9 protein-coding genes and 1 pseudogene are annotated in these 12,126 nt (G+C 60.4%); 9 read left to right on the forward strand and 1 reads right to left on the reverse strand.

The window, feature by feature from the left end; translation table 11 throughout:
- The first annotated feature begins 58 nt into the window (after positions 1-58).
- From FFH21_RS08570 to murB, 9 genes and pseudogenes are all read left to right on the forward strand, one after another.
- Positions 59-991: an ABC transporter ATP-binding protein gene (locus FFH21_RS08570; protein WP_005733932.1), complete on the forward strand. Its 933-nt coding sequence runs from the start codon at positions 59-61 to the stop codon at positions 989-991.
- Positions 988-1,776, forward strand: coding sequence for an ABC transporter permease (locus tag FFH21_RS08575; protein WP_002552673.1), 789 nt, complete (start codon positions 988-990; stop codon positions 1,774-1,776). Before FFH21_RS08570 ends, FFH21_RS08575 begins: the two co-directional genes overlap by 4 nt.
- Before the next feature lie 136 nt (positions 1,777-1,912).
- Positions 1,913-4,118: pseudogene (locus FFH21_RS08580) on the forward strand (DNA internalization-related competence protein ComEC/Rec2).
- Positions 4,119-4,199: 81 nt separating this feature from the next.
- Positions 4,200-4,877, forward strand: a complete 678-nt coding sequence (locus FFH21_RS08585; RefSeq protein ID WP_004667789.1) for a MotA/TolQ/ExbB proton channel family protein — start codon at positions 4,200-4,202, stop codon at positions 4,875-4,877.
- Positions 4,874-5,305, forward strand: coding sequence for a biopolymer transporter ExbD (locus FFH21_RS08590; RefSeq protein ID WP_002552677.1), 432 nt, complete (start codon positions 4,874-4,876; stop codon positions 5,303-5,305). The genes FFH21_RS08585 and FFH21_RS08590 overlap by 4 nt, the downstream gene beginning before the upstream one ends.
- Positions 5,305-6,300, forward strand: coding sequence for a tetraacyldisaccharide 4'-kinase (gene lpxK / locus FFH21_RS08595; protein ID WP_054088529.1), 996 nt, complete (start codon positions 5,305-5,307; stop codon positions 6,298-6,300). Before FFH21_RS08590 ends, lpxK begins: the two co-directional genes overlap by 1 nt.
- A 17-nt stretch (positions 6,301-6,317) precedes the next feature.
- Positions 6,318-6,503, forward strand: coding sequence for a Trm112 family protein (locus tag FFH21_RS08600; protein WP_002552679.1), 186 nt, complete (start codon positions 6,318-6,320; stop codon positions 6,501-6,503).
- Positions 6,500-7,264 carry a 3-deoxy-manno-octulosonate cytidylyltransferase gene (gene kdsB / locus FFH21_RS08605; protein WP_004657844.1) on the forward strand — a complete coding sequence of 255 codons (765 nt, stop codon included), beginning with the start codon at positions 6,500-6,502 and terminating at the stop codon, positions 7,262-7,264. The genes FFH21_RS08600 and kdsB overlap by 4 nt, the downstream gene beginning before the upstream one ends.
- A gap of 34 nt (positions 7,265-7,298) precedes the next feature.
- Complete coding sequence (gene murB / locus FFH21_RS08610) at positions 7,299-8,318, forward strand: UDP-N-acetylmuramate dehydrogenase (protein WP_004657846.1); 1,020 nt, start codon at positions 7,299-7,301, stop codon at positions 8,316-8,318.
- A gap of 288 nt (positions 8,319-8,606) precedes the next feature.
- Here the strand turns inward: murB and rne are convergent, their stop codons facing one another.
- Complete coding sequence (rne, locus tag FFH21_RS08620; protein WP_041924486.1) at positions 8,607-11,939, reverse strand: ribonuclease E; 3,333 nt, start codon at positions 11,937-11,939, stop codon at positions 8,607-8,609.
- Positions 11,940-12,126: the final 187 nt, after the last annotated feature.

Genomic DNA, 12,126 nt, shown 5'->3' on the forward strand with positions numbered 1-12,126 from the left:
ACAGGCGTGTGTTCCCGGTCAGCTTCATTCCTTTTTCCTGATGAGTACTCTTTCCGATATGTCTTCCGCTCTGTCCATTCGGCAGCTAACCAAAACCTACGGCAACGGTTTCCAGGCCTTGAGTGGCATTGATCTGGACGTGGCCGAGGGTGATTTCTTCGCTTTGCTTGGCCCTAATGGCGCAGGCAAGTCCACCACCATCGGTATCATCTCGACGCTGGTCAACAAGACCAGCGGTACGGTGAACATCTTTGGCCACGACCTGGATCGCGAGCCCGCTGCGCTCAAGCGTTGCATCGGTGTCGTGCCGCAGGAGTTCAACTTCAACCAGTTCGAGAAGACCTTCGACATCGTCGTCACCCAGGCGGGTTATTACGGCATCCCGGCAAAGATCGCCAAGGAGCGCGCCGAGCAGTACCTGACTCAACTGGGCCTGTGGGACAAGCGCGACGTTCCTTCACGGTCGCTGTCAGGCGGCATGAAGCGGCGCTTGATGATCGCCCGTGCGCTGATTCACGAGCCGCGTCTGCTGATCCTCGATGAGCCCACTGCTGGTGTGGACATCGAGTTGCGCCGTTCGATGTGGACGTTCCTGACCGAACTGAATCAAAAAGGCATCACCATCATCCTCACCACGCACTACCTGGAAGAGGCCGAGCAGCTGTGCCGCAACATCGGCATTATCGACCACGGGGTGATCGTGCAGAACACCGGCATGAAGCAATTGCTCAGCACCCTGACTGTCGAAACCTTCGTGCTGGATCTGAAGGCGTCCTGGCAGACCGCGCCGCAGCTGCCCGGTTTCCCTTGCCGGTTGCTCGACAGCCACACCCTGGAAGTTCAGGTCGACAAGAATGTCGGCATCACCGCGCTGTTTAGCCAGCTCGCTTTCCAGAACATCGAAGTGTTGAGCCTGCGCAATAAATCCAATCGCCTTGAGGAGTTGTTTGTGTCCCTGGTGGAAAAAAACCTTGCGAAGGTGGCGCTATGACCGTGCAGAGCGGCGAGTTGCGCCCCAACCTGATTGCCTTGAAGACCATCGTTTACCGCGAGGTCCATCGCTTCATGCGTATCTGGCCGCAGACCCTGCTGCCGCCAGCGATCACCATGGTTCTGTACTTCGTGATCTTCGGTAACCTGATCGGCCGCCAGATTGGCGACATGGGCGGCTTTACCTACATGCAGTACATCGTGCCGGGGCTGATCATGATGTCGGTGATCACCAACTCCTACGGCAACGTGGTATCCAGCTTCTTTGGTGCCAAGTTTCAGCACTCCATCGAAGAACTGATGGTCTCGCCGGTTTCCCCGCACACCATTCTGATCGGTTACACCCTGGGCGGCGTGTTGCGCGGGCTGATGGTGGGTTTCATTGTCACCATGCTGTCGATGTTTTTCACCGATCTGCAAGTGCATCACCTGGGTGTAACCATCCTAGTGGTGGTGTTGACCGCCACCATCTTCTCGCTGCTGGGCTTCATCAACGCAGTGTTCGCGCGCAACTTCGATGATATCTCGATCATCCCGACCTTCGTCCTGACCCCGCTGACCTATCTGGGCGGCGTGTTCTATTCGATCAACCTGTTGCCGCCGTTCTGGCAGACCGTGTCGCTGGCCAACCCGGTCCTGCACATGGTCAATGCCTTCCGCTACGGCATTCTGGGCGTCTCCGACATCAAGATCAGCATCGCCTTGGCGTTCATGATCGTGGCAACGTTTGTGCTGTACTTCGGCTGCGCACGGTTGCTGGTGAGCGGGCGCGGTATGCGTCAGTAACACATGCTTTGCGACCCGCCAGCCTGGCGGGTCGCCTGTCTGCCGAGACCGGCTGTTCAGGTTTTGCAACACACCATCACTTCCGACATTTCCATATTGCGCTGATCCTTGAAGCTTTCCGCTTCAAGGAATCACCATGCGCACAGGGATGATCGCGCTCGCGTCGGGGCTTGTGGCCTTACGCTTTCTGCCTGCTTTGCCGCCGACCTGGCTGTTGCTGCTGATGCCGATACTGGCGTTGATGCTGCTACCGTTTCGTACCTATCCACTGGCGCTGTTCCTGCTCGGTTTTACCTGGGCGTGTGTTTCTGCGCAGTGGGCGTTGAATGACCGTCTGGTTCATCGTCTGGACGGTCAGACGCTGTGGCTGCAAGGCAAGGTAGTCGGTTTGCCCAGTGTCGCCGAGGGCGTGGTGCGTTTCGAACTGGAGGGGGCAAGGTCGCGCAGGGCGATATTGCCTGCACGCATCCGGGTGGCGTGGTACGGCGGTCCGCAGGTCAACAGCGGTGAGCGCTGGCGCATGGCGGTCAAACTCAAGCGGCCGGCCGGGCTGGTCAATCCTGATGCTTTTGATTACGAAGCCTGGCTGTTGGCGCAGCGCATCGGTGCCACCGGTACGGTGGTGGATGGTCAACTGCTGACACCTGCGCGCGGGGCGTGGCGCGACCTTATTCGTCAGCGCTTGCTGGCGGTCGATGCGCAGGGCAGAGAGGGCGGCTTGGCGGCGCTGGTGCTGGGCGATGGCTCCGGGTTGTCGAGCACCGATTGGCAGGTGCTGCAGGACACCGGCACGGTGCATTTGCTGGTGATTTCCGGCCAGCATATCGGTTTGCTGGCCGGGGTGATTTACGCGCTGGTCGCAGGCCTTGCACGCTGGGGGCTGTGGCCACGGGCTTTACCCTGGCTGCCTTGTGCCTGTGCGCTGGCGTTCATCGCTGCGCTGGGTTACGGGCTGCTGGCCGGTTTCGAGGTGCCGGTACGGCGTGCCTGTGTGATGGTCGCGATGGTGCTGCTGTGGCGTTTGCGCTTTCGGCACCTGGGCGTTGTCTGGCCCATTCAACGCGGTGCTGATTTTCGAGCCGCTGGTGACACTGCAGCCGGGGTTCTGGCTGTCTTTCGCGGCGGTTGGCATTCTGGTGCTGATTTTCAGTGGATGTCTCGGTGCCTGGAATTGGTGGCAAAGCTGGACGCGTGCGCAGTGGCTGATCGCAATTGGCTTGCTGCCTATTCTGCTGGCGCTGAACCTGCCGATCAGCCTCAGCGGTCCGTTTGCCAATTTGCTGGCTGTGCCTTGGGTCAGCTTGATCGTCCTGCCGCCTGCGTTGCTTGGAACACTGCTGCTGCCGGTCCCTGTTGTGGGCGAAGGCTTGCTCTGGCTGGCCGGAGGTGCGCTGGAGTGGCTGTTTATGTTTCTCGGCTGGGTTGCCGCGGTCTTGCCCGCCTGGTTGCCCAGTGCAATGTCGGGCTGGGCGTGGCTGCTTAGTCTGCTCGGGGCCTTCATTTTATTACTGCCCAAAGGCGTGCCGATGCGTCCGCTGGGTTGGCCATTGCTGTTGTTGTGCGTTTTTCCGCCGCTCGACTCAGTGCCTGCAGGCCAGGCAGAAGTATTGCAGCTGGACGTGGGGCAGGGCCTGGCCATTCTCCTGCGCACTCGAAATCACACGCTCTTGTACGACGCAGGTCCACGTTTCGGCGAGTTCGATATCGGTCAGCGTGTGGTCGTGCCCGCCATGCGCAAGGCCGGTGTGCGTCATCTGGACCTGATGTTGATCAGTCACGCCGACTCCGATCATGCCGGGGGCGCAGCGGCGGTTCATCAGGCATTTCCGGTTGACCGTGTACTGGGCGGTGAGCTGGCCAGGCTCGCGCCGCAACTCGACGCGCGGTTGTGTGAGAGCGATGCGCGCTGGGAGTGGGATGGGGTGGTGTTCTCCACCTGGCGCTGGGAGCAGGGCCCTGATGGCAATCCCGCGTCCTGCATGTTGAGTGTCGACGCCGGGGGCGAGCGTCTGCTGCTGACGGGTGATATCGACGTCGACGCGGAACTTGCGGCAATCGCCAGCGGTTTCGACCTTCGTGCCCATTGGTTGCAGTCCCCGCATCACGGCAGCCGGACCTCGTCATCCAAAGTATTTCTTCAGGCCGTCGGAGCGGTTGGCGTGCTGATCTCCCGTGGCCGTAACAACGCCTTCGGCCACCCGCATCCGTTGGTCATGGCGCGTTATCGATGGCTGGGTATGGCCAGTTATGACAGCGCTGAGCTGGGCGCTGTCAGTCTGCGGCTGGGTACGTTCGGCACGCCGCAGGCAGAGCGCGCGCAACGGCGTTTCTGGCGTGACTGAGTGAATGGATATCGATCTCGGCGTTCGGCACTTGGCGACCCTATGATAGAGTGGCGCCAATTTTTCGAGGGAGTGATCACTGTGTGGGAACTGGTCAAATCTGGCGGCTGGATGATGCTGCCGATTATTTTGAGCTCCATCGCCGCTGCTGGCATTATCATCGAGCGTCTGTGGACGCTGCGTGCCAGCCGTATCACGCCGCCGCATCTGCTCGGACAGGTCTGGCAGTGGATTCAGGAAAAGAAGCTCGACGGCGAAAAGCTCAAGCAACTGCGCGCCGACTCGCCTCTGGGTGAGATTCTCGCCGCAGGTCTGGCCAATTCCAGGCACGGTCGCGAGATCATGAAGGAATGCATCGAAGAAGCCGCCGCCCGGGTTATCCATGAACTGGAGCGCTACCTGAGCGCGCTGGGTTCGATTGCCGCCATGGCACCGCTGCTTGGCTTGCTGGGTACGGTGCTGGGCATGATCGATATTTTCGGCTCGTTCAACAGTTCGGGGGCCACGGCCAATGCCGGTGTACTCGCCAGTGGTATCTCCAAGGCGCTGATCTGTACCGCGTCGGGCCTTATCGTGGCTATTCCGGCAATCTTCTTTCATCGCTTTCTGCAAAGTCGCGTCGATGAGCTGGTGGTCGGCATGGAGCAGCAGGCCATTCGTCTGGTTGAAGTGGTGCAGGGCGACCGCGATGTCGATCTGATCGACGCCAAAATCGATCTCAAGTCGCTGGCCAGAGCGGGCGGGGGCAAGAAGAAGTGAAATTTCGCCGTCGCAGACCCCGGGAAAACATCGACATCAATCTGGTCTCTCTGATTGATGTGGTGTTCATCCTGCTGCTGTTTTTCATCGTGACGACCACGTTCACCCGTGAAACCCAGTTGCGGGTGGATCTGCCACAGGCGGTCACCGGTACGCCGGAGGTGGACGCCAGCGCTAAGCATCTGGACATCGCCATCAACGCCGACGGGATCTTCTCGCTGAACAACCAACTGTTGCCCAAGAACGATCTGGCAACCCTGATCGAAGCGCTGCAACGCGAGTCGGCGGGCGATACCAGTCTGCCGTTGTCGATCAGTGCCGACGGCAAGACCCCGCACCAATCGGTGATTACGGCCATGGATGCGGCGGGTAAACTGGGTTTCAGCCATTTGCGCATGACCACTGTCGAGGCCACACCGGCTAACTGATGGCATTTACCGACCGTTTGCTTGATGCCTGGTACAAGGGCCACCCTGCGCTGGCGCTTTTGCGTCCGCTCGAAGGCCTTTATCGGCGCGTCGTAGAGGGCAAGCGCGCGCGTTTTCTGGCGGGTGAGGGCACTATCTACCGCGCTCCGGAGCCGGTTATTGTGGTGGGTAATATCACCATCGGCGGCACTGGCAAGACGCCACTGATTCTATGGATGATCGAGCACTGCCGTCGTCGTGGCCTGCGCGTTGGTGTGGTCAGTCGCGGTTACGGTGCCAAACCTCCCAGCCTGCCGTGGCGCGTCAAGGCCGACCAGAGTGCCAGCGAGGCGGGCGATGAACCTTTGCTCATCGTCAAACGCAGTGGCGTGCCGCTGATGATCGATCCGGATCGCAGTCGCGCCGTGCAGGCCCTGCTCGCTGCCGAGCCTCTGGATCTGATTCTTTCCGACGATGGCCTGCAACATTATCGTCTGGCCCGCGATCTGGAGCTGGTGCTGATCGATGCCGCCCGCGGGCTGGGCAACCGTCGTTGTCTGCCTGCCGGGCCATTGCGCGAGCCGGTTGAGCGCCTAGGCAGTGTCGACGCCTTGCTTTACAACGGCGCGACGGCTGATCGTGACGATGGCTACGCCTTTATGCTCAAACCGTCAGCCCTTATCAATCTGCGCAGTGGCGAACGCCAGCCGGTGGATTATTTCCCGGCCGGGCAGGCGCTGCATGCGGTCGCCGGAATCGGCAATCCTCAACGTTTCTTCAATACCCTCGAAGGATTACACTGGCGGCCGGTGGCTCACGCGTTCGCCGACCATGCGGTCTACAGTGCCCAGGCGCTGACATTCACACCGGCATTGCCCTTGGTCATGACCGAGAAGGATGCGGTGAAATGTCGTGCCTTTGCAGCCGATGACTGGTGGTATCTGGCAGTGGATGCAGTACCGTCCGATGCTTTTGTCGACTGGTTCGATGAGCAACTGCTACGTCTCTCTCCATGATTGCTTCAGGATCTCCTATGGACACCAAACTACTCGATATCCTCGCTTGCCCTGTGTGCAAGGGACCATTGAAGCTCAGCGCCGACAAGACCGAGCTGATCAGCAAAGGGGCAGGCCTTGCCTACCCGGTACGCGACGGCATCCCGGTGATGCTCGAAAGCGAAGCGCGCACCTTGAGCACCGATGAGCGGCTGGAAAAATGACAGCAGCGTTCACCGTTGTCATTCCTGCGCGTTACGGCTCCAGCCGTTTTCCCGGCAAGCCACTGAAAACCATTGCTGGCAAGCCCATGGTTCAGCTTGTCTGGGAGCAGGCGTGCAAAAGCAGCGCCGAGCGTGTCGTGATTGCCACCGATGATGCGCGCATTGTCGAGGCTTGTCAGGCTTTTGGTGCAGAAGTGCTGCTGACCCGCGAGGATCACAATTCCGGCACCGATCGTCTGGCCGAGGTGGCTGCGCAACTGGGGCTGGCTGCTGATGCGATTGTGGTCAATGTGCAAGGCGACGAGCCGATGATCCCGCCTGCGGTGATCGATCAGGTGGCGTCCAACCTGGCGGCTCACCCCGAAGCCGGCATGTCTACGCTGGCCGAGCCTATCGACGATGTGGCCGCGTTGTTCAACCCGAACATCGTCAAGGTCGCAACAGACATCAACGGCCTGGCGCTGACGTTCAGCCGTGCCCCATTGCCTTGGGCGCGTGACGCGCTGGCCGCAAACAGGGACGAGTTGCCCGCTGGCGTGCCTTATCGTCGTCATATCGGTATTTACGCCTATCGTGCGGGCTTTCTTCATGACTTCGTTAGTTGGGGTCCATGCTGGCTGGAAAACACCGAAAGCCTGGAGCAACTGCGTGCGTTGTGGAATGGCGTGCGAATTCACGTTGCCGACGCGCTTGAAGCGCCACCCGGTGGCGTCGATACGCCTGAAGACCTGGAGCGCGTAAGGCGCTTGCTGGAGGGTTGATGCGCTTCGTCCAGTGGTTCGGGAAGGCGAGAGTATGACCTTGCAGGTGCAGTCCGCGATTTCCCTCAAACCTTTCAACACCTTTGGCGTGGATGTTCAGGCCCGCTTGTTTGCCGAAGCGCATAGCGATGACGATGTTCGCGAGGCGCTGGCGTATTCGGTCGAGCACGATGTATCGCTGCTGGTTATTGGCGGTGGCAGTAACCTGCTGCTCAGCGGTGACGTGCAGTCATTGGTGCTGCGCATGGCCAGTCGCGGCATTCGCATCGTGCATGAGGACTGTCTCGAGTCGATTGTCGAGGCAGAGGCTGGCGAGCCTTGGCATCCGTTCGTGCAGTCCTGTCTGGAACTGGGGCTGGCGGGGCTGGAAAACCTCAGTCTGATTCCAGGCACCGTTGGGGCGGCACCCATGCAGAACATCGGTGCTTATGGCGTCGAGATCAAGGATGTATTCCATAGCCTGACTGCGCTGGATCGTGAAACGGGTGAATTGCGCGAGTTTTCCCTGGAGGACTGTGCGTTCGGCTACCGCGACAGCGTGTTCAAGCATCAGGTCGCGCGCTGGTTGATCCTGCGGGTGCGCTTCAAGCTTAGCCGCGTAGCCAACCTGCATCTTGAATATGGTCCGGTTCGTCAGCGTCTCGACGAGTTGGGTATCGATAAACCGACGCCTTTCGATGTCAGCCGGGCAATCTGCGCCATTCGCAGTGAAAAGCTGCCTGACCCAGCGGTGCTGGGCAATGCTGGCAGTTTCTTCAAAAACCCGATTATCCCTGCCCAACTGTACGCGACGATCAAACAGCAGCACCCTGGTGTCGTCGGCTACCCGCAGGACGATGGCCGGGTGAAGCTGGCAGCGGGGTGGTTGATCGAGCAGGCTGGCTGGAAGGGTTATCGTGACGGCGACGCTGGCGTGCATAAGCTCCAGTCGCTGGTACTGGTCAATTACGGGCAGGCCAGTGGCTTGCAGCTATTGAACCTTGCGCGCCGCATCCAAAGCGACATCGTCGAGCGTTTTGGTGTAGAGCTGGAAATGGAGCCGAACCTCTACTGAGGTCTGACTGCCACCCTAGTAGTGAAACCGGGCGACGCTTTGCTCGTCCGCGATCTTTGGAAATGTAGGAGCGGGCTCGTCCGCGATGGGCTGCGAAGCGGACCCAAAACCGGCCATCTTGTTTGTATCTGGTGCACCGAGGCAGCTGGTTTTGCTGCCGGTTCCCGGCAGTTCGCGGACAAGCGAAGCGTCGCCCGGTCCGCTCCTGCAGTCGATGTATTTCCCTGAGTCACAGACGTAAAAAAGCCCCGCCTGTTTGCACAGGCGAGGCTTTTTCATGGGCCGGAGTTAGACGAGTGGTTTAGGCTCGTTTTCTTTCTCGGCTTCATGTTGCGGTTTGACTGCTGGTTGCTCAGTCGCCGCTTCTTCAGTCTTTTCCTCGATAGCCTGAGAAGGCTGGACCGATTCTGCTTCAGCGGCAACAGGTGCTGCTTCGGCGATGACTGGAGTGCTGGCCGCAGCGGCTTCCTGCTGACGGCGTGCTTCTTCTTCACGCTTGCGACGACGAACTTCACGAGGATCGTTCGGTGCACGGCCGGTGCTGCTGACCGGTGCGACCGGTGTTTCCACGATCACAGGTTGTTGCTCTGCAGGTGCAGGCGCTGCTTCTTCGACGGCCTTGGGCGCGACGTAAGGAGCAGGCTCCTCCTTCACGACGACAGGCTCGGCAGCAGTAGCTGCAGGCGTTGGCAGTTCGGACGATTCAGTGGCTGGCACTTCTTCATGAGCCGCTGCTTCGACAGGCGCTTGTAGCGCTGGCTCTGGCGTTGGTGTGAACGGCACGACGCGCTCGGCATGCGGCGCTTCGAACAGCTCGGTCTGCGCGGCAATGGCAGGTGCTTCGATCGCTGCAGGCTGAACCTCCACTTCCGGAGCCGGTTTGGCGACTGGCGCATCGTCTGCAACCGGCGCTTCAACGGCAGGCACTTCAACGACCGGTTCTGCTGCTGCCGGAGTTTCTGGAGTGGATGCTTCAATTGCCGGTGCGTCAGCTTCCGGTGCCTTGGCAGTATTGGCTTCGGCAACAGGCGCTTGCTGCGCAGGCTCTACGGCTGGAGCGTCTACGGCAGTGCTGTTGGCTCGCTCGGCCTGCTGGTGTGCATCGGCTTCTGCTGTGGCGCTGATCACGCCGCCAGCCGCAGCTGCTGCGGTGAATCCCAGACCAGCCGACAGATCGGTGGCGCTGCTGCCTTGTTCAGCATTTTCTGCCGAACCGTTTTCTTCGGAACCGTTTTCTTCAGAGCCTTCGATCACGTTGCCATTGGCATCACGTTGACGCTCACGACGGTTGCTGCGACGACGCTGACCGCGGGAGCGGCGGCGAGGGCGGTCGCCTTCGCTACCGTCGTTGCCTTCCTGGTTCTCGTCATTGATCTGCTCTTCGTTGAGCAGCACTTCCTCTTCGCTCACGGCAGCCGCGGCCTGTTCGGCGCGTGGTTGACGTTCTTCGCGAGGCGCGCGCGGCTGGCGTTCTTCGCGTGGTGCGCGTTCAGGACGCTCTTCACGAGCAAGGTTTACGGCAGGGGCTGCATCCAGAGGCTCGCGCAGTTCGCGGACCGGACGATCTTCGCGTGCTTCACGTGGCTTGCGCTCGCGGGAAGTACGGGCTGGACGCTCTTCACGTGGTGCTGAATCCTCGCGGGCTTCACGCGGTTCGCGAACGGTACGCTCTTCACGAGGTGCGCGTTCTTCACGAGGAGCACGTTCCTCACGTGGGGCGCGCTCTTCGCGCGGCGCGCGTTCGGCCCGTTCTTCACGGGGGGCGCGTTCTTCACGAGGCTTACGCTCTTCGTCACGACGGTTGTTACGGCCACGGCTCTGTTGGCGACCGTTGCGGCGTTCCTCGTTACGGGCCGGACGCTGTTCGGCAGCAGGTTTTTCAACCACTACCGGAGCGGCAGGCTCTTCCTTGGTCGCAAACAGGCTGACCAGGGATTTCACCAGGCCCTTGAACAGGCTCGGCTCGTGAGCGACCGGTGCAGGCGTTGGGGCAGGCGCAACGGCTTCTACCGGAACCGGCGCATTGGCACGAGCAGGTGCAGTCTTGACGGCTGCTTCCTGGCGAACAAGAGTGCGGGTTGCGGCAGCCAGCGGGGCGATTTCTTCCACTTCGGCTGCAGCCGCGGCGATTTCGTAGCTGGTCTGGCTGTTGTGTGCTTCCGGGCTGTCATCACGCAGACGCTGAACTTCGAAGTGCGGGGTTTCCAGCTGGTCGTTCGGCAGGATGATGATGCGCGCACGGGTGCGCAGTTCGATCTTGGTGATCGAGTTGCGTTTCTCGTTGAGCAGGAACGCAGCGACCGGGATCGGCACCTGAGCGCGCACTTCTGCAGTGCGGTCTTTCAGGGCTTCTTCTTCGATCAGGCGCAGAATGGCCAGAGAAAGCGATTCGACGTCACGGATGATGCCGGTGCCATTGCAACGAGGGCAGACGATGCCGCTGCTTTCGCCCAACGATGGGCGCAGACGCTGGCGGGACATTTCCAGTAGGCCGAAGCGTGAAATGCGACCGATCTGAACGCGGGCGCGGTCGGCTTCCAGGCTTTCGCGGACTTTTTCTTCCACGGCGCGCTGGTTCTTGGCCGGTGTCATGTCGATGAAGTCGATGACGATCAGGCCGCCGATGTCGCGCAGACGCAATTGACGGGCGATTTCCTCAGCCGCTTCAAGGTTGGTCTGCAGGGCGGTTTCTTCGATGTCGCTGCCTTTGGTGGCGCGCGCCGAGTTGATGTCGATGGACACCAGGGCTTCGGTCGGATCGATGACGATGGAGCCGCCGGAAGGCAGTTCGACCACGCGCTGGAAGGCGGTTTCGATCTGGCTTTCGATCTGGAAGCGGTTGAACAGTGGAACGCTGTCTTCGTACAGTTTGATCTTGCTGGCGTACTGCGGCATCACCTGGCGGATGAAGGTCAGGGCTTCTTCCTGGGCTTCGACGCTGTCGATCAGGACTTCGCCGATATCCTGACGCAGGTAGTCACGGATGGCGCGGATAATGACGTTGCTTTCCTGATAGATCAGGAAAGGGGCCGAACGGTCCAGGGACGCTTCCTTGATGGCGGTCCACAGTTGCAGCAGGTAATCGAGGTCCCACTGCATTTCCTCGCTGCTGCGGCCCAGGCCGGCAGTACGAACGATCAGACCCATGTCGGCTGGAGCGATCAGGCCGTTGAGGGCTTCACGCAGTTCGTTGCGCTCTTCGCCTTCGATACGGCGCGAGATGCCACCGGCGCGAGGGTTGTTCGGCATCAGGACCAGATAACGGCCTGCAAGACTGATGAAGGTGGTCAGGGCTGCGCCCTTGTTGCCACGCTCTTCTTTCTCGACCTGAACGATGACTTCCTGGCCTTCGCTCAGGACGTCCTTGATGTTGACGCGGCCTTCAGGGGCTTTCTTGAAGTACTCGCGGGAGATTTCCTTGAGGGGCAGAAAGCCGTGGCGCTCAGAGCCGAAATCGACAAAGGCAGCCTCAAGGCTGGGTTCGATGCGAGTGATTCGGCCTTTGTAGATGTTGGCCTTCTTCTGCTCGCGTGCACCTGACTCGATGTCCAGGTCGTAGAGGCGCTGGCCGTCTACCAGTGCAACACGCAACTCTTCGGGTTGAGTTGCGTTAATCAGCATTCTTTTCATGTAGTACCGTCGGTTTCCGGGCTGCCGGAAACGGCGTTCGGCACACACGACTTCTCACGGTCGGTGTCAGGGCACGTCAGGAGTGGTTGGACACTCCAGTGTCTAGCGAGGTCCTCGCCCAGAGGGGGCGTAGGGTCGCGACGACGTTTCCTGCTTGCTGTGGTGGCATAAGACACCC

This window comes from Pseudomonas sp. KBS0707, from assembly GCF_005937945.2.
GTDB classification, from domain to species: domain Bacteria; phylum Pseudomonadota; class Gammaproteobacteria; order Pseudomonadales; family Pseudomonadaceae; genus Aquipseudomonas; species Aquipseudomonas amygdali.

Bases quoted from the DNA above. Each gene is read 5' to 3' on its own strand.
- kdsB (WP_004657844.1), top strand. From the start codon at position 6,500: ATGACAGCAGCGTTCACCGTTGTCATTCCTGCGCGTTACGGCTCCAGC.
- FFH21_RS08570 (WP_005733932.1), top strand. From the start codon at position 59: ATGTCTTCCGCTCTGTCCATTCGGCAGCTAACCAAAACCTACGGCAAC.
- FFH21_RS08575 (WP_002552673.1), top strand. From the start codon at position 988: ATGACCGTGCAGAGCGGCGAGTTGCGCCCCAACCTGATTGCCTTGAAG.
- FFH21_RS08600 (WP_002552679.1), top strand. From the start codon at position 6,318: ATGGACACCAAACTACTCGATATCCTCGCTTGCCCTGTGTGCAAGGGA.
- rne (WP_041924486.1), bottom strand. From the start codon at position 11,939: ATGCTGATTAACGCAACTCAACCCGAAGAGTTGCGTGTTGCACTGGTA.
- lpxK (WP_054088529.1), top strand. From the start codon at position 5,305: ATGGCATTTACCGACCGTTTGCTTGATGCCTGGTACAAGGGCCACCCT.
- murB (WP_004657846.1), top strand. From the start codon at position 7,299: ATGACCTTGCAGGTGCAGTCCGCGATTTCCCTCAAACCTTTCAACACC.